General features: G+C 66.5%; 22 protein-coding genes. 17 read left to right on the forward strand and 5 right to left on the reverse strand.

Annotated features, from left to right (window positions below; genetic code table 11):
- Positions 1 to 8: 8 nt before the first annotated feature.
- The 10 genes from GNT64_RS19770 (at position 9) to GNT64_RS19815 (ending at position 11222) form a co-directional block, all read left to right on the forward strand.
- Positions 9 to 1184: a zinc-dependent alcohol dehydrogenase gene (locus GNT64_RS19770; RefSeq protein WP_156681067.1), complete on the forward strand. Its 1176-nt coding sequence runs from the start codon at positions 9 to 11 to the stop codon at positions 1182 to 1184.
- A gap of 275 nt (positions 1185 to 1459) precedes the next feature.
- A complete protein-coding gene (locus GNT64_RS19775) occupies positions 1460 to 2299 on the forward strand; it encodes an MBL fold metallo-hydrolase (RefSeq protein ID WP_156681068.1) in 840 nt (279 codons plus the stop codon).
- Positions 2300 to 2502: 203 nt separating this feature from the next.
- Positions 2503 to 3276, forward strand: coding sequence for an alpha/beta fold hydrolase (locus tag GNT64_RS19780; RefSeq protein WP_156681069.1), 774 nt, complete (start codon positions 2503 to 2505; stop codon positions 3274 to 3276).
- 226 nt (positions 3277 to 3502) lie between these two features.
- Positions 3503 to 5524, forward strand: a complete 2022-nt coding sequence (locus GNT64_RS21685) for a DEAD/DEAH box helicase family protein (RefSeq protein ID WP_197277136.1) — start codon at positions 3503 to 3505, stop codon at positions 5522 to 5524.
- A complete protein-coding gene (locus tag GNT64_RS19790) occupies positions 5524 to 5742 on the forward strand; it encodes a hypothetical protein (RefSeq protein WP_156681070.1) in 219 nt (72 codons plus the stop codon). Before GNT64_RS21685 ends, GNT64_RS19790 begins: the two co-directional genes overlap by 1 nt.
- Positions 5743 to 5788: 46 nt before the next feature.
- Entirely contained in the window at positions 5789 to 7675 is a 1887-nt protein-coding gene (locus GNT64_RS19795) for a coiled-coil domain-containing protein (RefSeq protein ID WP_197277137.1), read from the forward strand.
- Positions 7672 to 8124: a hypothetical protein gene (locus GNT64_RS19800; RefSeq protein ID WP_156681072.1), complete on the forward strand. Its 453-nt coding sequence runs from the start codon at positions 7672 to 7674 to the stop codon at positions 8122 to 8124. The genes GNT64_RS19795 and GNT64_RS19800 overlap by 4 nt, the downstream gene beginning before the upstream one ends.
- 86 nt (positions 8125 to 8210) lie before the next feature.
- The gene (locus GNT64_RS19805; protein ID WP_156681073.1) at positions 8211 to 8648 is read left to right on the forward strand and encodes a hypothetical protein; all 438 of its coding nucleotides are present in this window, start codon (positions 8211 to 8213) and stop codon (positions 8646 to 8648) included.
- The gene (locus GNT64_RS19810) at positions 8645 to 9958 is read left to right on the forward strand and encodes a DGQHR domain-containing protein (protein WP_156681074.1); all 1314 of its coding nucleotides are present in this window, start codon (positions 8645 to 8647) and stop codon (positions 9956 to 9958) included. Before GNT64_RS19805 ends, GNT64_RS19810 begins: the two co-directional genes overlap by 4 nt.
- Positions 9959 to 10121: 163 nt before the next feature.
- Positions 10122 to 11222, forward strand: a complete 1101-nt coding sequence (locus GNT64_RS19815) for a hypothetical protein (protein WP_156681075.1) — start codon at positions 10122 to 10124, stop codon at positions 11220 to 11222.
- Between the two features lie 24 nt (positions 11223 to 11246).
- Here the strand turns inward: GNT64_RS19815 and GNT64_RS19820 are convergent, their stop codons facing one another.
- From GNT64_RS19820 to dndB, 5 genes are read right to left on the reverse strand one after another with little or no spacing between them, the layout of a single operon-like run.
- The gene (locus GNT64_RS19820; RefSeq protein WP_156681076.1) at positions 11247 to 12419 is read right to left on the reverse strand and encodes a cysteine desulfurase family protein; all 1173 of its coding nucleotides are present in this window, start codon (positions 12417 to 12419) and stop codon (positions 11247 to 11249) included.
- Complete coding sequence (gene dndE, locus GNT64_RS19825; protein WP_156681077.1) at positions 12416 to 12787, reverse strand: DNA sulfur modification protein DndE; 372 nt, start codon at positions 12785 to 12787, stop codon at positions 12416 to 12418. Before dndE ends, GNT64_RS19820 begins: the two co-directional genes overlap by 4 nt.
- Complete coding sequence (dndD, locus tag GNT64_RS19830) at positions 12768 to 14759, reverse strand: DNA sulfur modification protein DndD (RefSeq protein WP_156681078.1); 1992 nt, start codon at positions 14757 to 14759, stop codon at positions 12768 to 12770. Before dndD ends, dndE begins: the two co-directional genes overlap by 20 nt.
- Positions 14756 to 16249 (reverse strand): DNA phosphorothioation system sulfurtransferase DndC, encoded by a 1494-nt coding sequence (gene dndC, locus GNT64_RS19835; protein ID WP_197277138.1) that lies wholly within the window; start codon positions 16247 to 16249, stop codon positions 14756 to 14758. The genes dndD and dndC overlap by 4 nt, the downstream gene beginning before the upstream one ends.
- Positions 16250 to 16258: 9 nt before the next feature.
- Positions 16259 to 17326, reverse strand: coding sequence for a DNA sulfur modification protein DndB (gene dndB / locus GNT64_RS19840; RefSeq protein WP_156681079.1), 1068 nt, complete (start codon positions 17324 to 17326; stop codon positions 16259 to 16261).
- A 78-nt stretch (positions 17327 to 17404) separates the two neighbouring features.
- Between dndB and GNT64_RS19845 the strand changes: the two genes are divergently transcribed.
- The 7 genes from GNT64_RS19845 to trbE all read left to right on the forward strand — a co-directional run bounded on the left by GNT64_RS19845 (position 17405) and on the right by trbE (position 24597).
- Positions 17405 to 17752 (forward strand): helix-turn-helix domain-containing protein, encoded by a 348-nt coding sequence (locus GNT64_RS19845; RefSeq protein ID WP_197277139.1) that lies wholly within the window; start codon positions 17405 to 17407, stop codon positions 17750 to 17752.
- Between the two features lie 355 nt (positions 17753 to 18107).
- Positions 18108 to 20144: a conjugal transfer protein TraG gene (locus tag GNT64_RS19850; protein WP_156681080.1), complete on the forward strand. Its 2037-nt coding sequence runs from the start codon at positions 18108 to 18110 to the stop codon at positions 20142 to 20144.
- 2 nt (positions 20145 to 20146) lie between these two features.
- On the forward strand, positions 20147 to 20563 hold the full coding sequence (locus GNT64_RS19855; protein ID WP_156681081.1) for a CopG family transcriptional regulator: 417 nt from the start codon (positions 20147 to 20149) through the stop codon (positions 20561 to 20563).
- Positions 20560 to 21549, forward strand: a complete 990-nt coding sequence (trbB, locus tag GNT64_RS19860) for a P-type conjugative transfer ATPase TrbB (RefSeq protein WP_156681082.1) — start codon at positions 20560 to 20562, stop codon at positions 21547 to 21549. Before GNT64_RS19855 ends, trbB begins: the two co-directional genes overlap by 4 nt.
- Entirely contained in the window at positions 21546 to 21887 is a 342-nt protein-coding gene (locus GNT64_RS19865; RefSeq protein ID WP_338420395.1) for a TrbC/VirB2 family type IV secretion system protein, read from the forward strand. The genes trbB and GNT64_RS19865 overlap by 4 nt, the downstream gene beginning before the upstream one ends.
- The gene (locus tag GNT64_RS19870) at positions 21884 to 22156 is read left to right on the forward strand and encodes a VirB3 family type IV secretion system protein (protein WP_156681084.1); all 273 of its coding nucleotides are present in this window, start codon (positions 21884 to 21886) and stop codon (positions 22154 to 22156) included. The genes GNT64_RS19865 and GNT64_RS19870 overlap by 4 nt, the downstream gene beginning before the upstream one ends.
- A complete protein-coding gene (gene trbE / locus GNT64_RS19875) occupies positions 22150 to 24597 on the forward strand; it encodes a conjugal transfer protein TrbE (RefSeq protein ID WP_156681085.1) in 2448 nt (815 codons plus the stop codon). The genes GNT64_RS19870 and trbE overlap by 7 nt, the downstream gene beginning before the upstream one ends.
- Positions 24598 to 24624 lie beyond the last annotated feature (27 nt).

The following is a 24624-nucleotide window of genomic DNA, read 5'->3' on the forward strand; positions in this document are numbered from 1 at the left end:
GAAGACATATGCGCGCACTATGCTGGCACGGTAAGGGCGACGTCCGCGTCGACACCGTCGCGGACCCCGAGATCAAACACCCGCGCGATGCGATCATCAAGGTCACCGCTTGCGCGATCTGCGGGTCGGATCTCCACCTGCTCGACGGCTACCAGCCGACGATGGAGGCGGGCGATATCCTTGGCCACGAGAATATGGGCGAGGTGGTGGCACTCGGGTCCGAGGTCACCAATCTGAAGATCGGGGACCGCGTGGTGGTGCCGTTCACGATCAGCTGCGGCGACTGCTGGTTCTGCCGGAAGGGTCTGTTCGCGGCCTGCGACCGGACGAATCCCAATGCCGAGATGGCCGCCAAGGCGATGGGGCACTCGCCCGCCGGCCTGTTCGGCTTCAGCCACATGCTGGGCGGCTATTGCGGCGGCCAGGCCGAGTACCTCCGCGTGCCGATGGCCGATATCGGCCCAATCAAGATCCCGGACAATGTCACGGACGATCAGGCGCTGTTCCTGTCCGATATCTTCCCGACCGGCTACATGGCCGCCGAGAACGCGCAGATCGAGCATGGCGACATCGTCGCCATCTGGGGCTGCGGCCCAGTCGGCCAGTTCGCCATCCGCTCCGCGCTGATGATGGGTGCAGGCCGCGTGATCGCGATCGACGAGGTGCCCGAGCGCCTCGCCATGGCCGAAGCCGGCGGCGCCGAGACGATTGACTTCAGCAAGACCGACGTCTTCGACGAATTGCAGGCGCGCACCAAGGGACGCGGCCCTGACAGCTGCATCGATGCGGTGGGCTGCGAGGCGGCCGGGCACGGCGCGGCCGACGCCGTCATGGACAAGGTGAAGGCAAGCATGATGCTCGCCACCGATCGCGTCCATGTGCTGCGGCAGGCGATCATGAGCTGCCGCAAGGGTGGCACGGTCTCCGTGCCCGGCGTCTATGTCGGCATGGGCGACAAGCTGCCGATCGGCGCGGCCATGAACAAGGGGCTGACCATCAAGCTCGGACAGACCCACGTGCAGCGCTATACCAAGCCGCTGCTGGAGAAGATCGTGGCCGGCGAGATCGATCCCAGCTTCGTGATCACCCATCCGGCCAGCCTTGAGGACGCCCCCGAAATGTACGCCAAATTCCGCGACAAGGAAGACGGCGTCATCAAGGTGGTGATGCGCCCGCACGGCTGAGCCGCGCATCTCGGATCAGGAGAACGTCGTGTCGGACCAGTCAAGCAAGCGTCGGCAACATGACGGTGCTCCTCTATCGGTTAAGGTAGGAGGGTGGGTCTTGCCGGCCGGGGGCATGGCGATACTCATCGCCAGCTCTCTGGCTGTCTGGCTGCGCTCGCGCCGCACTCAGCCTACCATCGACGCCCAAACGGCGCGGCGCCTCTCCCCGCGGAGCGGGCCAGCGGATCATCGCGCAGCGTCTGCCTCGGACATCATCATCGGGGAGCCGGCTGATGCGCGTTCATCATCTTAACTGCGGGACCTGCTGCCCGGCGGGCGGCAGGCTGTTCGATGGCACAAGCAACGGTCCGCTCGGTCACCTCGTCTGCCATTGCCTGCTGATCGAGAGCGATGCCGGTCTAATCCTGGTCGATACCGGCTTCGGCACCCGCGACATCGATCACCCCCACCGCCGGCTGTCGGAGTTCTTCCTCAAGCTCAACAATATCCAGCTCCGTCCCGAGGAAACTGCCATCGCGCAGGTGCGTGCGCTCGGCTTCTCGCCCGCGGACGTGCGCCATATCGTCGTGACCCACCTCGACTTCGACCATGCCGGCGGGATCGAGGATTTTCCGAACGCAACCGTTCATCTCACCGCGCGGGAGAAGGAGGTTGCCGATGGCCGACGCGGCGGCACGTTCGTCGGCACGCGGCGCTATCGCCCTGCTCAATGGAACGACGTATCGGACTGGCGCCTCTACCCATTCGGCGGCGGCGAGCCGTGGATGAGGTTCGACGCGGTACGCGACCTCGATGGACTGCCGCCCGAGATCCTGCTCGTGCCGCTTGCCGGCCACACCTGGGGGCATAGCGGGGTCGCGGTCCGTGAGGACGACGGCAATTGGCTGCTTCATGCCGCCGACGCCTATTTCTACCGTGGCGAGATCGGGTCGGAGACGTATCGCTGCCCGCCCGGTCTGCGCGGATACCAGCGGCTGATGGAAGTCGACCGCACGGCGCGCCTGAGCAATCAGGCACGGTTGCGTCGGCTCTCGCTCGATCGGACCGACGTACGCATCTTCTGCGCGCATGATGCCGTCGAGTTCGAGCTTCTCGCGGGCAAGGCTTCGTGAGGGTTTCGGCAGCTGGAAAGCTGCGCAAGCAGCGAACGCGACGGCGTTCGACATGAAGTCCATGCTGCGGATCGGCGACCGGGCGACACCGCACACCCGCCATCTCCACGCCGTGCAGATACCGTCCGTAACGCCGGGCGGGGAGGTGGCGCCACGCACGAGCCGTAATCATCGCCGTTCCTGGTAAAACAAAGTGGCACGAGATGCACCAGATCAAGCGCGGCACCGGCCGCAAGTTGCTGCTCATCCATGGTCTCGGCGGAAGCTCGCAATCATGGAGTCCCATTCTGGATTCGCTCAGCGTCAGCCGAACGGTGATCGCGATCGACCTGCCGGGACATGGCGCGACGCCGGCGCAACACGATAGTGGGACTTTTGACGGTCTGGTCGGCAGCGTCGAGCGCTACATCATGGACAACGCGCTGGCCGGGATCGATGTCGTCGGCAGTTCGATGGGCGCGCGGATGGTGCTCGAACTTGCTCGACGCGGCGTCGTCGGCAACGTCGTTGCGCTTGATCCGGGTGGGTTCTGGCGTGGGTGGGAGCGCACCTTCTTTAAGACCACCATCGGCGTCTCGGGCCGCTTGCTGCGGGCGATCCGCCCGGCCCTGCCGATGCTGAGCCGTAACGCGGCATCGCGCACTGCACTTCTGGCCCAATTGTCTGCGCACCCGTGGGCGCTTGATCCGCAGATCGTAACGATCGAGCTGCTAAGTCTCAGTACGACACTGACATTCGACGCGCTGGTTCATGACCTTGCTACAGGACCTGAGCAGAGCGGGCCGGCTGCCGGTAGCACCGGCCGGATCGTGATCGGATGGGGCAGACATGACAGGCTCTGCCTGCCGAGACAGGCGGCGCGCGCGAAAGCTGCGTTCCCGTCCGCAGAATTGCACTGGTTCGAGTCTAGCGGCCACTTTCCGATGTGGGACATGCCGGAGGAGACAGTCGACGTCATCCTCGGCACTACGCAGTAAGAAGAAGCGGACCAGCCCGACAAGCTGCCTGGGGCTTGGGTCGGCGTAGCCGCTACTCTTCGACTAGCCGCTTACTCTTGATCTACGCACAGGAAGACTCACTTCCAGACATTCGGAGCGCCACAACAGCCTCCAAGTTTCCGCCGTTCGTTCATGCCATCATCGGCCGCTCTCGGCGATAAAAGGGCAAGCGGCTAGCCCCGCATGACAGCAAGAGTTCGCGAGAGTGGATGTCTGCGGTTGCCAACCGCTCTCCGGCGTTGCAGTTTTCCTCATCCCGGCGCGTGACGGGGCCGGGGGATGGATGGCAGGGGTTGATTCAGGATCAGGGAAGGATGCAGCCGGGCTGCGCTCGCTGCCGACCGATCCGAAGCTGGACACGTCGACGGATCAACTCATGGCACGGCTCTACGTGCCGGCGCTCGCGCGCTCGGTGTCGTACGACCGCGGCGTCGGCTTTTTCACCTCGGCGTGGATGCGCCTGGCGGCATCCGGGCTTCATGGACTCGCCGAGAATGGCGGGGTGGCGAGGATCATCGCCAGCCCGATGCTGGAACCGGGCGACGTGGCGGCTTTGGCCGAGGGCAGCGACGCGCTCCGGGACGAAACGCTCCGGGCCACCCTCCAGCGCAGCCTCGACGAGCTGGAGGCAGCGCTGGAGACCGACACGCTTTCCGCGATCTCCTGGATGGTCGCGGACGGGCTGCTCGAGTTCAAGGTCGCCTCGCCCGCAAACGGTCTGGACGGCGACTTCCACGACAAGTTCGGCATCTTCACGGACCGTGCGGGCGACGGCATCGCGTTCCACGGCTCGCCCAACGACAGCGCGAAGGCCTTCCGCAACTACGAGTCCGTCAGCGTCTTCTACTCATGGATCGACGAGCGCGAAGGACAGCGCGTGGCGGCCGAGCGCCGCCGATTCGAGCTCCTTTGGGAGAATGCCGATCCGAACGTGCGGACGTTCGCTATGCCGGAGGCGATCAGGCGCAACCTGATCCAGTTCCGCGACCGTGCGCCGCGACCGTATAGCCCACCCGAGCGTCCGCGCGAGGACCCGCGGTGGCGTCACCAGAAGCAGGCACTCGCGCGGTTCCTCGAAGAGCGGCGCGGCGTGCTGGAGATGGCGACGGGCACGGGCAAGACGCGGACCGCGATCAGCATCATGGACGAGCTGTTCGAGCGCGACGCTGTCCGGACGTCGGTCATCGCCGCCGCCGGCACCGACCTGCTCGACCAGTGGTATGGGACCCTTGGGGGCGGATCGCGCCCGGTCTACCGAGCCTACGAGCGCCACCACGAGGCGCAGGCGTATCTCAACGATCCCGAGGATGCGGTGCTGCTGACGTCGCGGCTCAACCTCGCGTCCGTCCTTCCACGGCTTGCGCCCAGACTGGTGCGCGATGGCCTCATCGTGTGCGACGAGGTCCATGGCATGGGCGCGCCGTCCATGGTCGAGAACCTGCCGGGGCGGATTGAGCCATTTGGATGGAGGCTTGGCCTCAGCGCCACGCCCGAGCGCGAATATGATCAGGAGGGCAACGACTTCGTCGAGCGCGAGATCGGGCCGGTGATCTTCGAGTTCGGCTTGGAGAAGGCAATACGGCGCGGGATCCTGTGCGAGTTCGACTATCTCGAGCTAGAATACGAGTTCTCGCCCGACGACAAGGCGGCCGTCCGTCAGGCGATCAAGCGATATCATGCCCGCGCCCGGATGGCGGACGCGCCGCCGATCGAGAGCCTCTACCAGGAGATCGCGCGGATCAGGAAGCTGTCGAAAGAGAAGCTGCCGCCGTTCGCCGACCTAGTCGCGGAGAGGCCGGAGATCCTCCACCGCAGCCTGATCTTCGTCGAGACCGCCGAGTACGGCCTGCTGGTGCAGGACATCCTCATGTCGACTGGCATCGACTTTCACACCTACTACGCGGACGACGACCGGGCGAACCTGGGACGGTTCGCGCGCGGCGAGCTTGACTGCCTGATCACCTGCCACCGCATCTCCGAGGGCATCGACATCCGGTCTGTCGGCACAATCGTGCTCTTCGCGTCTGCCAAGGCGCAGCTGGAGACGGTGCAGCGGCTGGGGCGGTGCCTTCGCGTCGACCCGGCCGATCCCGGCAAGCGCGCGCTGGTGGTCGATTTCATCAGGACCGACGACGTCGCGCACGACGACGTGGGTGGCGAGGCGTCGGCCGACATTGGGCGGCGGGACTGGTTCAGGGCGCTGAGCGCCGTGCGGAGGGAGGAGTGATGGCGAACGGCGACGGCAGGACAGACGGCCTCGACCCCGGCATCGTGGCCGCGCTCGACGAGGTGCTGTCGGCTGCGAACGGCGACGATGCCGCGCTGCTCGGACGCGTGCGGGCGCTCGTGGAGAACTGCCTAGCCGACAACTATGACCCGACCGACGTCAAGTCCGTGATCGAGCTCGCGGTGAGCCTGGACGGGGGGGGCTCCGATGGAGCTTAGGGTCGTCGGTTGGCGCTATGAGAACATCCGCGGCGGCATCCGGAACGTGTCGGTTGCCCTCGACGAGGGACCGCGGTGGACGCTCGTCCAGATGCCGAACGGCACGGGCAAGACGACGACCATGACGCTGATGCGGGCCGCGCTGACCGGCGCGGACTTCAAGCCCGACGAAGTCGCCGCGCTGCGCGCCGACGATGATGCGGAGCAAGGCCTGTTCGAGCTACGCCTCGTCATCGACGACAAGCCCTACCGCGTGGAGCTGCACCTCGACTTCGTCGGGCGCCGCGCGAGCTACACGACGACGCGCGCGCAGCTGCAGGGCGGAGGCAGCGAGGAAGGGTGGCAGCTGCCGCCGCTCCTGCGCCGACTGCTCACGCCCGAGTTCACCAAGCTGTTCGTATTCGACGGCGAGTTCGCGAAGGACATCAGGTCGGAGGGCAAGAATCGCACGACGCGCGCCATCCGGACGCTCTACCGGCTCGACCAGCTCGACACGCTGAAGACCGAGATCGCCAAGCTAGTGACGAAGGAGCAGGAGAGCGCCGCCGCGCTGACGAGTGCGAAGGAGCAGAAGGGCGTGACTCGGCTGGCGAACGCGCTGGCCGACGCGGAGGCTTCGCTCGCCAAGCTGAAGGCGAAGCTGAAGTCGCACCGCGCCGAGAGGTCCAGGCTGGTCGCGCGCCAGGAGGAGATCGGTGGCCGGATCGCCGACCGCACCGCCCAGGACGAGAAGTTCGCCGCCCGCAAGTCGAGGCTAGACGGCGAGCTGTCTACGCTGACGATCCGCATCGCCGAGCTGTCCGCCGACAGTCTCGCCGCGGTGCGCTCACCGGCCAAGGTCAGCCCGCTGCTACTCGCCCGCCTTCGCGGCCTTGGTCAGCGGCTGACGACGCTGCAGCTGCCGAAGACGATCTCCCAGGAGTTCTTCCACGAGCTGGCGCACGCCACCCATTGCGTGTGCGACCGAGAGATCGGCGAGAAGGAGAGTGCCGCCATTGTCGCCGGCGCCAAGAAGTATCTGGCCGAGGACCAGATCACGATCATCAACCGCATGAAGCGCAACGTCCGCGAGAGCGAGGCGACCGGCGCGGAGTTCGCGGACAGCGCCGGTGAGCTCAAGGCGAAGCTGCGCGAGCGGCGGTCGGTAAACCAGCAACTCGAACAGCTGCAGCAGGAGCAGATCGCGTCCGGCGACGACGAGCTGAAACGGCTGGTCTTAGAGCAGCGGCAGAACGAGCTCAGGCTCGAGACGCTGGACGCCGAGGTCGCCCAGCTGAACACGTCCGACAAGCTGACGCAGATCCTGGAGAAGCTGGGGCCGCGCAACAACATCCCGCTGTGTCAGGCCGAGGCCGATCTCGCCAAGCGCCGCCTTGCCGCAGCCACGCAGACCGTGAAGTTCACAGGCGCCGCCGACCGCATCTCCGCCCTCGTCGACGCCGTCGCCGCGCAGGCGCTCGACAACCTGCGCGAGAGCGTGCGCGTCGCGACCAACGAGAAGCTGGCGCGGCTGGTGAAGGGAGAGCCGCTGCGCGTCGCACGGATAGGCTCGTCGCTCGAACTCGCCTCGCGGGGCGTAGCGAGCAAGGGTGGGGTCAGCGAGGGCCAGAGCCTGTCTGTCGCCTACGCGTTCATCACTTCCCTCCTGGGTGCCGCGCCGTATCGCCTTCCCTTCATAGTCGACAGCCCAGCGGTTTCGCTCGACACCCGCGTCCGGCGCGAGGTTGGGGACGTGATCCCGACGCTGTTCGAGCAAATGATCATGTTCGTGATCTCGAGCGAGAAGGACGGCTTCGCGGATGCCTTCTATCCACGCGAAGACGTCCGCTACGTGACGATCTGGCAGGACCACGGCGAGGAGTCGCAGATGCGCGACGGCCTCGACGAGTTCCGCCGCTTCCACGCGGTCGAGCCCGGGGAGGCGTCGGCATGAACTTCACCCTGCCCGGAAAGGCGCGGCCTTTCTTCAAGACGGTGACCGAGCGCACGCCCAAGTACCTCATGTTCGACAGCTGGTATCTCTGCACCCTCATCGGCCTGCGCGAGAGGACCCTCGGCGCGAGGGACGAGCTCGAGGACGAGTATTTCATCGACCACTATCCGGAGGACTTCAAGGCTCAGGCCGACTTCCTGGCTGGGCTGCTGATCGACGCCGAGCTCGACCGAAACAGGATAGACGTAAACGACAAGGCGAGCGTCGAGCGAGAGATGATCCTGTTGCTCGACCCCTCCAGGACGACGGGTCTGAGCGAGTCGGGCGTCGAGATTTTGAACAGGTATGCCGTGGGCGGCTTCGCCAAGCTGGAGGATGCGATGTTGCCGCCCGCGAACGTGGAGGACCTTCTGGTGAAGTATGCGGAACTGTGGGGAGGCCAGGACTGATGGCGGCGGCTCCAACTGGAGGGTGGTCAGATTTCCGTTCGGACCTTGCGAGGCGGACAAGGATTCCGTTCGCGCACGTCACTTTCGTGATCTACTTCGTGGCCAGCATCGTGCTGATCGGCGGGCTCGGCCTGTGGGTCGAGCTCATCAACTACGCTCGTTCCACCGGTCCGGGCGACCTCACCTCGGTCAGGACGGCCGTCGCCACGTTCTTTCCAGCGTTGATTGGCTCGACATGCCTGCAGGTACAGATAGGCAAGTTCCAGAAGCAGGCCCGGGCCGTCTCGTTTCTCTCGATGCTGATCTTCGCGGTGGTTGGCTTCTGGCTGATCTTCGATCGCGGTCTGGCGGATTGCACCGTCCTGGCGGTCGGCACGCTGTGCTCGCTGTTTTCCCTGTGGTTCTGGTGGGTCGCCAACGCTGACAACGTGGACCTGTATGACGACGAACCGCCGAACGCGGCGACTGGCGGCGAGGACACCGGTCGGCCGCTCGGTGGCGACCTGACGGAGTTTCAGGCATGACCGCGCCCACATTCACCTTCCCTCATCGCGTCAAGGCGCTGCATGTGCGCCAGGAACTCGCAGACTGCTGGGTGGCGGCTCTTCCGGCGGCCCTCCTGCTGGACGTCTGCTTCACCGACCGGCTGCGCGCGGAGCACACTGGGGATCCGAGGTCCCCCTATCTGCTCGACGGGATTCAGCGCGAGTTCCAGGAGAAGCGGCTCCGGGAGATCGGCGCCTATATCGACCGTGACGATACCGCGTTTCCCAACTCCATCATCTTGGCGGCGAACGCCCGGCCCTCGGATGGCTTCAGCGAGGACGACCCCGAGGATCAGGCGGCAGAGGATGCCGCCGCGCTTGCGGACGGGGATCCTGCCGTCGACGATGCCCCGGATCCCGACCATGCGCCGGCTGAGGTTGATAGGCGGTGGCGGGTCGAGTTGGGCGACGACGGCTGCTACGAGCTCGTCATACCGACGGCCGACAAGCTCGCGGCGATTGTGGATGGTCAGCACCGTCTGTTCGGGTTCGCCAAGGCGAAGGTCGTCGACCGGCTGTCGATGGAGATGATCTGCGCGATCTACTTCGACCTGCCGAAGCCTTTCCAGGCGCAGGTCTTCGCGACGATCAACTCGAACCAGAAGCCCGTCGGCAAGAGTCTCACCTATGAGATGTTCGGCTACAACATCGACGACGAGGAGCCTGCGTTCTGGAGCCCTGACAAGCTCGCCGTGTTCCTCACCAGAAGGCTGGGGAGCGACACCGACTCGCCTTTGAGGGGGCACATCTCGATCGCGCCCAAGAAGGACGACGAGTTGACCGCGCTTACGAGCGAAGCCGAATGGAAGGTCTCGACGGCTGTGATCGTGGAGGGCATCGCCCGCCTGATCACGAGCAATCCCAAGTCGGACTCGAACAACTTGCAGACGCCGACGCGACTGACCCGCTCTGAGCTGGAAGTGAAGCGCAAGGACCGCTCGCCGCTTCGCGACGCCTACCTAGGCGGCCAGGACGTGGTCATCTACACAATGGTGCTCAACTACCTGAAGGCGTGCGACGAGCTTTTCTGGAAGATCGCTCCGCTCGACTCTTTTATTCGGAGGACGGTGGGGGTCCAGGCTCTTCTGGATATTCTGCGGAGGCTCGCTCCGGAAGCCTACAGGAGAAAGGTTATTTCGGCCGCCCACTTCCACCAGATCCTCGAGCCAGCCAGGGGCCTCGACTTCTCCGCCGACAGGTTCCGGAACGCCTCCGGTTCCGGGCGTAGCATCATCCGCCGCGCCATCGAGGCCGAGCTTGCGCGTGCCGATTTAGGACTGCCGTCATGATGGGATGGGAGTCCGATGTGCAGTCTCGCGGCCGGGCAATCCGACCTTGAATCGAACCCTGGCCATGGACGTGAGGAGCGCCACGTGGCCACGTCGCGGACCACCCGACTTCCCGGCGACGTTCCAACGTGGCCAGTCTTCCTACGACCTCGATGTGCCCGGCATGCTGCTGCTGCTCGGCTTTCTGACCACGCCGACGTCCTCGACGGGCGTCTCGCTCAGCGAGTTTTGGGCGTGGGTGCGCTATCTCGCCGCCGTAACCGCGGACGACGATCTGCGCTTGACGCGCAGCTTCGCCGACCTGGACGCACATCAGAAGACGATCCTCAGCGACGACTTCGGGATGGGTGTGCCCATGCTCTGGCTGAACGAGCGGCTCGCGTTCGACCGTATATGCGACGGCCGCTACTTCATGCAGCGCTTCGCGGCCGATATCGGCGCCACCGCGCGGCGGACTGCCAAGCGGGGACCGAACAAGACCCCAGACTTCGTCGGCCGGGATGCGGCCGGCGTGTGGCACGTCGTCGAGTGCAAGGGGACGCAGTCGGGCCCGGAGTATTCCGAGAACCAGCTCGGCGATCCATGGCCGTTCGCTTCCGGTGGCGTCGCGCAGAAGCGCTCGATTGTGTTCCCGCGCGCCTACACAGGGCAGCGACTGGTCTGCGGACTCGCTATCGGCGTTCAGGAGGGCAAGTTCGCCAGCCGGCTTACCATCGTGGACCCTGAGCCGGAGGATCCGTTCGAGGTGCGATCGGACCAGATGTATGCGGCGGATGATGCCGTGACCCGCGCCGTGGTATCGAAGGTCCTTCGCCTGAGTGGCTTCGAGATCTCGGCCGAGGCGACGGCGGCTCCCTTGGGCCGCTTTCCCTACAGTGTCCGCTCGAAGTCGCGGCGCTTCGACGAGGCGCGCCAAGCTGGCGTCGACGACCGGGACCAGCGGGCGAGGGACGAACTAGGTGCGACCGTCCGGGGTCGTGATGCGACAGCGTTCGAGGGGCGGTTCCGAGGCCGCGAAAGGTTCTTCGACCTGCCGCGCCCGATACTGATCAACGGCGAGGCCGTGACGCGCGCCATCATCCGGCAGGGCGTCGATCAGGACGTGCTTCTACAGCTGCGCGAGCGCCCGACTATCGACGAGCCCTTGGCCGAGAGCGGTGCCGACTGGACGCAGTCGCTGGGCCAGACCGTCGTGAAGGGCGACGAGCGTAGCTCCTCCATGACGATCGGCGAGCTCTACCGGTCAGAGCTTATTCTAGACTAAGGGTGGATGGCGCAGCCAAGGACCTCAGGCCGCGTAGCGCCGCAGGTCGACGACCGCCTCGACGAGCGTCTCCCCGAACGTCCTCATCTCTTCAGCCGCCGTGAAGCGGCCGGGCGACACGCGGAAGGCCTGGCGTGCGCGGGCCGTGTCTCCGAACATCGCGATCAGCACCGGGCTGGTCTCCACCTTCTCGGTCGCGCAGGCGCTGGATGCCGAGAAGCTCGCCACGCCGTTCAGGCGGTGGATTAGCGCCAGCGGCTCCACGCCGTCGATCGACAGCGACAGGTTGCCCGCGAGGCGTTCGGTCGGGTGACCGTTGCGCTGCACGCCGTCGACGGCGGCGCGCAGCTGGGCGAGCAGCGCGTCGCACATGGCCCGCAGGCGCACGTCGTCGGCTGCTCCTTGCCGCGTCGCGATTTCGAGCGCCTTGCCGAGGCCGACGACGAGCGGCGTCGCGACCGTTCCGGGTCTGAGGCCCCGCTCCTGTCCTCCGCCGAATGTGATCGGCACGAGTTTGGGCCGGGGCGAGCGCGATCGGACGTAGAGCGCGCCGACGCCCTTGGGTCCGTAGGCCTTGTGGCCCGACACGCTGGCGAGGTGGATGTGCTCGGCTATAACGTCGACCCGGCGGTGGGCCATCACCTGCGCGAGGTCGGTGTGGAACAGCACGCCGCGCTCTTCGCAGGCCGCCCCGATCTCGCCGATCGGTTGAAGGGTGCCGACCTCGTTGTTACCGCCCATGACCGAGACCAGGCCGGTGTCGTCCCGGATCGATTCGGCGACGGCGGCTGGATCGACCCGGCCGTGCTCATCGACGCCGATGACAGTGACCTCGAAGCCCTCGCGCTCCAGCTGCCTGAACGGCTCGATCACGGCGGGGTGCTCGACCGCGCTGGTCACGAGGTGCCGCTTCTCGGGCCGCGCCCGCGCCGCGCCGAGGATCGCGATGTTGTCGGCCTCGGTGCAGCTTCCGGTGAACACGATCTCGTTGTCGCGCGCGCCGAGCGCCGCGGCCACTTGGGCGCGCGCCGTGCCGACCGCCTGCTGGGCGCGGTTGCCGTGGACATGCTCGACGCTCGACGGGTTGCCGAACACCTCCTCCAGGTAGGGTCGCATCGCGTCGGCTACACGCGGGTCGACCGCGGTGGTGGCGTTGTTGTCGAGGTAGACCGGGCCCCGCGCACCAGCTGCGCTCATGCGCCCACCGCCAGCCGTCCCAGGTCAACGACGGACTTCGCGCGCACACTGAGCGTGCCGACCCCGCGGTGGATGTGGGCGCGGAGGCGCGCGACCATCTCGTCGTCGCCCAGCGGAGGCGACTGGCCCTCTGTCTCCTCGACGTGTCGAAGCATCGCGCCGATCATCGCGGTGTGGTCGCCAGTCAGCGTGTACGAGTTGAACTCGGGCCCCTTCTCGTCGGGTGCGGGGACGCGGATCGGCCCCTCCTCCAGCGATATCATGATCGCCACCCGGATGAGGAGGTTCGGTGTCACGCCAGTCCGCTGGCGGATCGAGCGCAGCCGACTGTTAGCGTCCTCGGAGATCCTAAGCTTGTTGTAGCGCACGCTCGTCCTCCTGACCGAAATAGCCGGGGGTGGCGGTGGTCGAACGCGTCTCGGGGTCGTAGTCGAGTCGGTAGGAGTGGCTGACGTTCGGCGACAGGCGCGCCAGCAACTCGTCGTCGACCTCGGTGTCGGTCGACAGCACGATCACCTGGTGGCTGGCCTCCGCGAAGTATCGCTCGACGATGGTCGCCCGATGCTCGGAGTCGAGGCGCGCGAGCGGCGTGTCGATGATCATCGGCAGCGCCCGGCCGCTGGTGCGAGCAAGCGCCCACAGCATGGCGATCGCGTAGATCTGCTTCTCGCCGGCGGACAGGCTGGACTTGCGGATCTCGGTGCCGGACCGGTCGATCAGCGTCGCGTCGAAGGTCGTGGGGTCGATCCGCACATCCGCGACGAACTCGCCCTTGCGCGCGAGGTGGTTGAAGCGGTCGACGAACTCGGTGCGCAGCTGGGCCAGCTTATGTTGGAGGAGACGTTCCTCGTACTGCTGCAGCACGCGGCCGACCCGAGTGGCGATCGCCGCCCTCTGCTCCCCGGCGGCGACCTCGTTCTGGGCGTTGACGAGCCGCTTCTCCTCGCGCTCCAGAATGAGCTTCTGGTATTCGAGCTGCTTCAGCTCCTCGCTGCGGGCTTTGAGCTCCGCTTCGGCTGCGCCAACGTCCTTCTCGGACAGCAGCAGCTCGTCGAGCACAACGGTCGTGCCCTTGCCGGCGGCCCGGACGAGTTCGGCCTCGAGCGGGCGGATCCGGCGCTGCAGCGCGTCGAGGTCCCGGACGAGCAGGCCGACGCGTGCCGGAACGGCGTCCCGCGCGTCGGCGACTTTGGCGGCGAGCCGTCGGCGTTCGGTCGCATCGAGGCCTGCCAGTGGTCCGGCCGCGCCCGGGGCCGCGTCGGCATCAGCCGCGAAGAAGGCTTCGAGGTCCCGCCAGTGCGCGTCCTTCCAAGAGGCTTGGCGCGAGGGTTCGCCGGCCGCGCGCCAGCCCAGCAGCCGCGTGCGGAGCGCCTCGGCCTCCTCGCGCCGTCCGGTCTCGCCCGTCTGGGCGAGCGCGGTGGCGAAGCGCCGCAGCAGCCGCGGGGCGGCCGCGAAAGGGAGCAGGCCGTTCGCGAGGTCGCGCAGCTCGGCCTCGCGCTGGGCGATCTGATTGCGGACCTCGTTGCGCTCAGCCTCGGTCGCGGCGCGCCGGTCGGCCGCGTCGCCGCCCTCCGCGGTGAAGCGCAGCCGCACGTTGTTGGCCGCGCGCTCGAGCGATGTGTGCCTAGTCCTGAGCTCGGCCACGTGCTCGGCCATGTCGCCGATTCGCTTCTGCACGGCCGCCCGATCGCGGACTACCGCCTGTAGCCGCTCCGCACTGCCGCCGTCGTCCTTGCGGTTCCGCCGGGCGAGGAACAGCCCGATGTCGGTGCGTAGGCGTCCGACCAACTCGATGCCGAGCAGGCCGCGCACTGCCTCCGCAAGCCCCTCGTCGGGGTCGTCGCGCGCAATCTCGGCGATCTTCTCGCCGTCGAAGAAGAAGAGCTGCGACACGCCTGGCGGGATCAATTCCTGCAGGAACCCGTGCCACTCGTCGCGGGGGACCGCGTCGACGGGCGACCCGTCCTTCTCCAGGGTGAGCGTCTCCACGACCTTCGCGCCCCGCACCGTCCATCTGCGCGACACGCGGTAGTGCTGGACGATGCCCGCCTCCGCGTAGTCGAACTCGAGCCCGACGGAGGCGACCGCGCTCCCGCGGCCGTCGGCGTCAACGTGCACGCGGTTGCGCAGGTACTCGTCGTATTCGGACTGGCCGACGCGCGCGCCCAGCGCCCGGCGCCCATAGAGCGCGAGGCGCACCGCCTCAAGCAACGTGGTCTTGCCGGCGCCGTTCCGGCCGCCGAACAGGACGACCGGACGGTCGCGCGTCGGCATCAGGTCGAGCCGCTGGCGGCCGGCGTACAGGCCGAAGTTCTCGAGCTCGATGCTTCGGAGGATCATTGGCCGACCTCCTCGTCCGCGTCGAAGCCCAGCTCCGCCTCGGCCACATCCGGCATCTCGTCGTCGATGCCGAGGTCGCGCCGGCGCTCGTCGACAATCACGTCGAGGTCCCGCCAGTCTAGCCGAAAAGCGTCCTCGATCCGCGTGTGGACAGCGTGGCGGCGCTTCAGGCCGTGCGACGCGCGCTCGATGTCTAGGAGTTTCATGACCAGCTCCGTCGGCACGTCGTTCTCGGCGCAGATCGAGTCGAGCAGTTCGCCGTCGTCGGATGTGAACGCGACCGAGTCCTCGGCGATCCAGTCGAGATCCTTGCCGAGCGTTTCGCGCACGATCCGGGGCACGCTGTCCGCCCAGTCGCCGCGCTCGGTTCGCCAAAGGCGCCGGATCTCGTGCAGCTCCTCCTCCTGGATGAGCAGCGGGGCCTCGCCAATCGGCGCCTCGCGGGCGACCTGGACCTGTGTCTCGAGTAGCTGGCGCAGGATCTCGCGGCAAAACTCGAGCTTGTAGGGTCCGGGCATGACCCGGTCGGTGTCTTTGATGAAGGAGATATGCCCCGTCCGTCGGCGGAAGTCGCGGAAGTCGCGCTTGCGGGCCGGGTCCTGGGTCGCCGACAGCTTGTCGCGGAAGTCGAGCAGTGGCGTCAACCATTCCTCGCCGCTGTCGATCATCGCCTCCATCGCCTTGTCGCGCTCGACGACGGTGCAGACCCAGCAGCCGAAGCGCGAGTTGCCGCACGAGGGCGTGGAGGTGTCGACGACCAGCGGACACTCGCCCGACGACGCGTTCCTGTACATCGCAACGAGGTCGCGGTTGTCGTTGCCCCATGGGGATGGGTTCTGCAGCAGGTAGGTCCAGACGTCGTCGGTCGAGAACGCTGCGATCGGCGCGTAGACGAAAGCGTTGAGCAGCGACGAGTGGCGCGAGAGACGTGAGCCGGGGATGCGGTGCAGCGACATCACCTGTGCGCGCGTCGCCGACTCTTGCGAGCGCACGCCGAGGACCATCACGACCTCGCCGAACTCCGCGACCCGGCTCTTGATGAAGTCGTTGGCCGGCTCGATCTTCAGCCGCTCGGTGCACCAGCGGAAGCGGCGCGAGGGCGCCGGGTAGCCGCGGCCGATCATATTGACCCAGAAGCTCTTGTCGACCTCGGGAACCACCTTGTGCGCGACGATGGGCATGCACTGCTCGGCGGCGGCAACTGTGATCTTCTCGAGCGTCTGGTCGATGTAGCGGGAGACTACCGGCGTCTCGACCAGCGTGTCGGAGCTGATGACATAGATCGGCTTGGTGCGCCGCTCCGGGGGCAGCGCGATGAGGGATGCCCAAATCAGCTGCAGCGCGGTGGTCGAATCCTTACCGCCCGAATAGCCCACTACCCAGGGACGGTCGTCCTCGAGGTAGATCTCCCGCACGTCCTCCATCAGCCGCGGCAGCAGGCCAAGCCCTTTGGGTGCCTCGTCCCCGATTTTCAGCTCGTCCATGTTCATGGCGCCAGACTAGTCCAAGTGACGGTCGGCGTCAGCATCGTTCGTGCTCCGTTCATCGGATGTGATCGCGCGGTGGATCGCGTCCGCCGTCAGCAGCACGCTGGTACGCGACCGGTTGATGCGGCCGCCGAGCAGCGCGCGCCCCTCCCACTGGGCGGCGTTCGCCCGGTCCCAGTCGATGCCACCAAGGCGGCCGAGCGCCTCGCGCCAGCCGTCCGGCCGCTCATTTATCACCCGGGCGCCGGCGATCGCGATCGCCTCCAGCGCGACGCCGTGCGCGTGGACCCGGTCGCGTCGCAGTTCGGCGGCAGCGAGCTGGCCGCGGCCGGCGAGTCGCCACTCGGGCATTCCGTCCACGACCGCACGCCAGAAGTCCACAGCTTGGTCCGGCGTTTCGTGCGTGACCTTAAGCCCGGCGTCCTCGATCAGCACGGACGTCGCGGTGTGCAGGTTGCTGAATGCAAACAGCTTGCGCGATCCAGCCGTGAGGTTGGTCCGCGTAAGATCGGTGAGGTCGCGGAAGAGCGGGACCGCCTCGACTACGGCCCGCGTAACGCGCGCGGCTTCGTCGCGCGCGTCGTAGAACAGGCGCAGCGATCGCGATGGCTTCACGCCGTGCTGATTAAGGTCGACGAACATCTGCTGCGATCGCGCGAGGCCCTCGTCCGGAAACAGAGTCACGGCGATGGTCTCGTCGCCAAGATGGGGCCGCTCTCGCAGCGCTTCGACGATGCCCGCCCTGCGGTGTTGGCCGTCGTTGATCACGATGGTGGCCGCCATGTCGATCAACAGCGTGCCGATCGAGCGCTCGCCGGGCACGGTCTGGAATCTCAGCGCTCCGTCGATCGTCGCAGACAGCGCGGACAGCACGTACTCTCCCGCATTCTGCGTCAGATATCGGGCGATCGCCGGAATCCGCGTCTTGTTCAACTCGCGCTGGGCCCGGAGTTGCGGCGGAAGTTCCGCCTCGTCGAAGCGAAACAGCCTTTCCACAGTCTTCAGCGGCACCATGGCGACGTAGTAGGCTCTTCCCGCCTGAACCCCTCGTATCGCGGCGAAACTGTAGCTGTTGGCCATCTAGTTGCCTCTTTCAATTCCATTCCTACGATGCGCAGAGCAAAGCGAAAGTGTCAATAAGCCGGGGATATATATACCGTGGACGATCTCCTGTCTGACGTGCACGGTCCCCAAATGGCTCTGTCGCTCCAGAAGGATTTTGGCGAACGTATGCGGGCGCTGCGCGTTGAGGCAGGACGATCGCAGGAGGAGTTCGCGGCCTTGGTGAACATCGACCGTGCCACTTACGGGAAGTTGGAGCGCGGCGAGATCAATCCAAGTTTAATCACGCTTGCCCGCATCGCGGTCGCCCTCGACACGAGCCTGTCCAGCTTGCTCAATGGCATCACGCTCGACGCAGACGAAGTACGCAAAATCCCCCGACTAGCACGTGGACCTACCCCCATTTCCGAACGGCTTCGGCAGGCTAAACCAAGGTCGGACTAACATGAGTGGTTACTGTCACGGCTGATATGGAAGCTATGCATCTTAGACGTACAACACCGCGTGAGCAGCTTTCCATGCACCTGAACGAACGGGAGAGAAGACCCTGCGGGTGCTCCAAAGCGGCCGTTCCGGTTTCCACCAAAGTTGATCATGACAGCCCACTCACGAATGATGAATGTACAGCAGCGTGCAGTCGCGTCAGTCAGGGGCACCTATCGCCGCCATGTCGGCGGAAGCTGAAATTCCCCCGATAGGTACCTAGTGACACCGGCAGGGCTCTGACGCGAAGAAGGCGGTTCGTCGAAATTAACGGCCGAACCCGTAGAGACTGATTCTCATGCGGGCGGAGGCCTGCATGACCCCGACCAAACTGCTTATCGGACAGGTCATTGTCGTGTTTGCCGTCGTCCTGGTGGGCGTCTGGTTCGCGACTCAATGGGCTGCCGCAGCACTGGCCTACCAGCCGCAGCTTGGTCCCCCGTGGTACGTCGCCTTCGGTCGGCCGATTTACGCGCCCTGGGCGCTTTTCCTCTGGTGGTTCTCATTCGAGGCCTACGCGCCGGTCATCTTTGAGAAAGCTGGGGCGATGGCCGCCGCGAGCGGCCTTGCCGGCTGCGGCGCAGCCATCTTCGGATCAGTGTGGCGCGCGCGTCAGCGCGCTAATCTTACCACATACGGCTCTGCCCGTTGGGCGAGCGCAAAGGATATCCGCGCGGCGGGGCTGTTGACCGAAGCCGGTGTATTCCTCGGTCGGACCGGTATCCGCTACCTTCGCCATGATGGCCCCGAGCACATCATGGCCTTTGCCCCCACCCGCAGCGGCAAGGGCGTCGGGCTGGTCGTACCGACATTGCTCGGCTGGTCGGGCTCGGCGGTCATCCACGACATCAAGGGCGAAAACTGGCAGCTGACCGCCGGCTGGCGGCAACGCTTCTCACACTGCCTGCTCTTCAACCCGACGGACACCCGCTCGGCGCGCTACAATCCGCTGCTCGAGGTCCGCCGTGGCACCGACGAGGTTCGCGACGTCCAGAACATCGCCGACATCCTCGTAGACCCCGAAGGCGCGCTCGAACGCCGCAACCACTGGGAGAAGACCAGCCACTCCCTGCTGGTCGGCGCGATCCTCCATATTCTCTATGCTGAGGAAGAGAAGACGCTCGCCCGCGTGGCCTCTTTTCTGTCCGACCCGCAGCGACCGTTCACCGCCACGCTGCGCCGGATGATGACGACCAACCATCTCGGCACGACAGGCGCGCCGATCGTGCACCGAGTCGTCGCGTCAGCGGCGCGCGAGGTGCTCAACAAGTCCGAGAACGAGCGCTCCGGCGTGCTGTCGACGGCCATGTCGTTCCTTGGTCTCTACCGCGACCCCACCGTCGCGATCGTTACGTCGCGATGTGACTGGCGCATTGCCGATCTGGTCGAGGGTAAGTCGCCGGTTTCGCTCTATCTGGTCGTGCCGCCGTCCGACATCAGCCGCACCAAACCGCTGATCCGCCTCGTACTCAACCAGATCGGCCGTCGCTTGACCGAGCATCTGCACGCCGAGAACGGCGCCAAGGCCGCTGGCCGCCACAAGCTGCTGATGATGCTCGACGAGTTTCCCGCACTCGGGCGACTGGACTTCTTCGAGACAAGCCTCGCCTTTCTGGCGGGCTATGGCGTCCGCGCCTTCCTGATCGCGCAGAGCCTCAACCAGATCGAAAAAGCTTACGGCGAGCACAACGCCATCCTCGATAATTGCCACGTCCGCATCGCCTTCGCGACCAACGACGAGCGGACGGCGAAGCGCATCTCCGACGCCCTCGGCACCGCGACCGAGCAGCGCGCGATGCGCAACTATGCCGGTCACCGGCTCGCGCCCTGGCTCGCGCATGTCATGGTCAGCCGACAGGAGACCGCGCGCGCGCTGCTGACCCCCGGCGAGGTCATGCAGCTGCCGCCGACCGACGAGCTGGTGCTTGTCGCCGGCACGCCGCCGATCCGTGCCACCAAGCTGCGCTATTACGAGGACGGCACGTTCAAGGAGCGCCTCCTCCCGCCGCCCGTGCTCACGGATGGCGACTATGTCGATCGACCGGCATCGCGCCTCGATGATTGGGCCGGCATCGTCCGCGGCACCGACGCGCGGCTCGCCGCTGCCGGGGATGAAGACGAAAACGATGCCGGCGGCGGACTCGAACAGGCCCGCCATCCCGGCCACGAGTCCGCTCGCCCGCTCGCACCCGATCCCGCGACCGCAGATCCGCTGGGTCTCGGCGCAGACGACGATGATGTCACGGCCGACCAGCGCGCCATGGACCAGGCACGCGCGCTCGGCACCGCCCGCACTGTTTATGCCGTCGACGCCGCTGACCACCGGCCCGGCGACTTGCAACTGGGCCTCTGAGCGTGGCCGAGAAAATCCGCCACCAACTGTTCTTGCCGAAGCCGGTCAGCGACCGTCTCGAAGCACTCGCCGCAAAGCCTGGCGCATCCAAGTCTGCGATCCTGACCGATGCCGTGACCGCCTGGCTTAACCGGCGCGGCGCGTCCGAGCTTGAGGATCGGTTCGGACTCCGGCTCGATCGCATGACCGCGGCAATCGGCAGGCTCGAGCGAGACGGCCATATCCAGCTCGAAACTCTGGCGCTGTTCGTGCGCTACGAACTGGCGATCCAGGCGCCTCTCGCCGAGAACGACCAAGCCGGCCGTGCCATCGCCGCCAAAAGGTTCGAAGCCTTCGTCGCCCAGGTCGGACGGCAGATCGCGGCCGGTCGCCGAACGCTTGCTGACGGGTTCGGCGCCGGCACGGAGTCCGGCCGATGACTGCCGGCATCTCCGCGGACCGACGCCGCGCCATGCTGCGCACGGCGATGGGGCCGGCGATCGCCGGAGCGCTGGCCGATCCTCGCGTCATCGAGATCATGGTCAATCCCGACGGCGCGCTGCGGCTCGACCGGCTCGGCGAAGGCCGCACCGACACCGGAGTCCGTATGGAAGCCGCGCAGGTCGAGCGGATCATCCGACTTGTTGCCTCGCACGCCCGTGCCGAAGTCCACGGCGACGCGCCCATCGTATCGGCCGAGCTTCCGCCGAGCATGGAAGGCCGTGCCGGCGAGCGGTTCGAAGGCGTGCTGCCGCCGGTGTCGACGGCGCCCTGCTTCTCGATCCGTAAACCCGCGGAGCGCCTCTACAGCCTCGACGACTATCTGACCGACGGCATCATGGGGCAGGCCGCCGCTGACCGGCTGAAAGCCTGCGTCACCCAGCGGTACAACATCCTCGTCGCCGGCGGCACCAGCTCAGGCAAGACCACGCTAGCCAACGCGTTGCTCGCCGAAATGGCCTGGGTCGACGAGCGCGTCATCCTGATCGAGGACACGCGCGAGCTGCAGAGCCCGGCGGCTGACACCGTCGCACTGCGCACGCGGCCGGGCGTCGTCACCATGGCGGATCTCGTTCGCTCGACGCTCCGCCTCCGCCCAGATCGCATCATCGTCGGCGAGGTGCGCGGTCCTGAAGCGCTCGACATGCTCAAGGCGTGGAACACCGGCCACCCCGGCGGCATCGCCACAGTGCACGCCAACAGCGCGATGTCCGCGCTCTACCGGATCGAAGGGCTGGTGCAGGAGGCGGTTGTCACCGTGCCGCGTCGACTGATCGCCGAGGCAATCGACATCATCGTCTTCATCTCCGGCCGCGGCCTGCAACGCCGAATAACCAGCATCGCGCGCGTCGCCGGGCTTGATCCCGACACCGGCAGCTACGCGCTCGCCGACCTCCTCAACCCTCCCAACCCTCAAGGAGAATGACCATGCAGCTTGCCAAGATTCCGTCTCGCGGATCGACCTTCCTCGTCGGCGCCGCCATCGGACTGAGCCTCGCCGTCAGCAACAGCGCCCAGGCGGCCGGCTCGGGCATGCCCTGGGAGCAGCCGCTCCAGCAGGTGCTGGAATCGGTGCAGGGGCCGGTCGCCAAGATCGTCGCCGTGATCGTCATCATCACGACCGGCCTGACGCTGGCGTTCGGCGAGAGCAGCGGCGGCTTCCGGCGGTTGATCCAGATCGTGTTCGGCCTGTCGATCGCCTTCGCCGCATCGAGCTTCTTCCTCAGCTTCTTCAGCTTCGGCGGCGGAGCGCTGATCGCATGATCGGCACCGGCCAGCATCTGGAAGGCTTCGAGGCCCCCATCCACGAGAGCCTCGGATCGCCGATCCTGCTCGGTGGCGCGCCACGCGGGATCGCGATCGTCAACGGGACGCTCGCCGCGGCGGTCGGCCTTGGGCTCCAGCAGTGGCTGGCCGGTCTCGTGCTGTGGGCGGTCGGGCACAGCATCGCCGTGTTTGCCGCCCGCCGCGACCCAGACTTTGCACCGGTCCTGCTCCGCCACATCCGCCAGAAGGGCTATCTCGCGTGCTAAACCTTGCCGAATATCGTCACCGGTCCGACCGGCTGGCGGACCATCTGCCCTGGGCCGCGCTGATCGCGCCCGGCGTCATCCTCAACAAGGATGGCAGCTTCCTGCGCGTCCTGCGCTTCCGCGGACCCGATCTTGAGTCCGCCACGGAGGGCGAGCTCATCTCGGCCTGCGCCCGCGCAAATAATGTGCTGAAGCGGTTCGGCACCGGCTGGGCACTGTTCTTCGATGCCGAACGGCGCGAGGCGACTGCCTATCCCGACAGCGACTTTCCCGACGCCGCGTCTTGGCTGGTCGACCAGGAACGCCGCGCGACTTTCCTCAGCGAAGGCGAACATTTCGAAAGCCGCTATCATCTGACCCTGACCTGGTTGCCGACGCCGGACAGCGCCGAGGCGGCGGGGCGGTCGCTGGTCGAGCGCCCCGCCGCCGAAAAAGGCCGCGACTGGCACAGCGCGCTTGCGAGCTTCATCGCCGAAAGCGACCGTGCGCTCGACCTGTTCGCAAGCTTCATGCCGGAGATTCGTGCGCTCGACGATGGCGAGACGCTGACCTTCCTGCACGGCACGATCTCGACGCGCCCGCACCGTGTCGCGGTTCCCGACACGCCGATCTATCTCGACGCGTTGCTCGCCGACACGCCGCTGACCGGCGGGCTCGAGCCCCGGCTTGACGACACGTATGTCCGGACACTGACTGTGCTCGGCTTCCCGAGCATGAGCCGGCCGGGCATCCTCGACGCGCTGAACCATCAGGATTTCGCCTATCGCTGGGTCACGCGCTTCATCGCGCTCGACAAGGGCGACGCGACCAAGGCGCTGACGAAGCTGCGCCGCCAGTGGTTCAACAAGCGCAAGTCGATCTCCGCGTTGCTGCGCGAAATCATGTACAACCAGCCTTCGCAGCTGCTCGACACCGACGCCGACAATAAGGTGGTCGATGCAGACCTCGCGCTGCAGGTGCTCGGCGGCGACCATGTCGCGTTCGGCTATCTGACGACGACGATCACGGTGACCGACACCGACCGAGGCCGGGTCGAGGACAAGGTCCGCCAGGTCGAGCGGATCGTCAACGGGCTCGGCTTCACGACGATCCGGGAGGGCGTCAACGCGGTCGAGGCATGGCTGTCGTCATTGCCCGGACAGACCTACGCCAATGTCCGACAACCGCTGGTCCACACGTTAAACCTCGCCCACCTGATGCCGCTTTCGTCGGTCTGGGCGGGACCAACCCACAACGCGCATCTCGGCGGACCGCCGCTGCTCCATGCTAGCACGGCGGGATCAACGCCGTTCCGCCTGTCGACGCATGTCGGCGATGTCGGGCACATGCTGGTGGTCGGGCCGACCGGCGCCGGCAAGTCCGCTCTGCTCGCGCTGATCGCGCTCCAATTTCGGCGCTACGTGAATGCCCAGGTGTACATCTTCGACAAAGGCTTCTCGGCCCGCGCCGCGGTCCTGGCGATGGGCGGCGCGCACCATGCGCTGGGCCTCGGCGCCGACGCCGGCGAGACGCTGGCGTTCCAGCCGCTGCGCCGGATCGACGACGCGACCGAGCGGAGCTGGGCCGTCGAGTGGATCGCGGCACTCCTGACGCACGAGAAGGTAACCGTCACACCCGAGGTCAAGGACGCGGTCTGGTCCGCGCTTGGCAGCCTCGCGTCAGCGCCGGCCGAAGAACGCACGCTGACCGGTCTGACCCTGTTGCTCCAGTCAAACGCGCTGCGCACAGCACTCGGCGCCTATACGCTAGACGGCCCCTATGGCCGGCTGCTCGATGCCGCGGAGCAGCATCTCGCATTCGCCGATGTTCAGTGCTTCGAGACGGAGGCGCTGATGGGCCAGACCGGCGTGGTCGCGCCGGTGCTGACGTATCTCTTCCACCGGCTGGAGGAGCGGTTCGATGGACGGCCGACGCTCCTGATCCTCGACGAAGCCTGGATATTCCTCGACCATCCTCTGTTTGCCGCCCGAATCCGCGAATGGCTGAAGGTGCTGCGCAAGAAGAATGTCGCCGTGCTGTTCGCGACCCAGAGCCTCGCCGACATCGCAACAAGCAGCATCGCACCCGCCATCATTGAGAGCTGCCCGCAGCGCATCCTGCTGCCCAACGACCGCGCGATCGAGCCGCAAAGCCGCGAGGCCTATGAGCGGTTCGGGCTCAACGACCGCCAGATCGAGCTGGTCAGCCGCGCGACCCCCAAGCGGCAATATTACCTCCAGTCCGCGCGCGGCAACCGGCTCTTCGAGCTCGGCCTTGGACCGATCGCGCTGGCGCTCTGCGGCGCCTCCGACCCCGTCACGCAGGCGCGGATCGACGCGATAATCGTAGAAGGCGGCCAGGCGGACTTCGCCGCCCGCTTCCTTGCCGGCACCGGCCTCGACTGGGCCGCCGAGCTTCTCACCGATTTTCCTGCCCCCCAAGTCCCCGAAGGAGATGAATGATGCTTGCCCGACTTCCCATTCGTCGAA

Origin of the sequence: Sphingomonas profundi (assembly GCF_009739515.1) — a bacterium.
Classification (GTDB): domain Bacteria; phylum Pseudomonadota; class Alphaproteobacteria; order Sphingomonadales; family Sphingomonadaceae; genus Alterirhizorhabdus; species Alterirhizorhabdus profundi.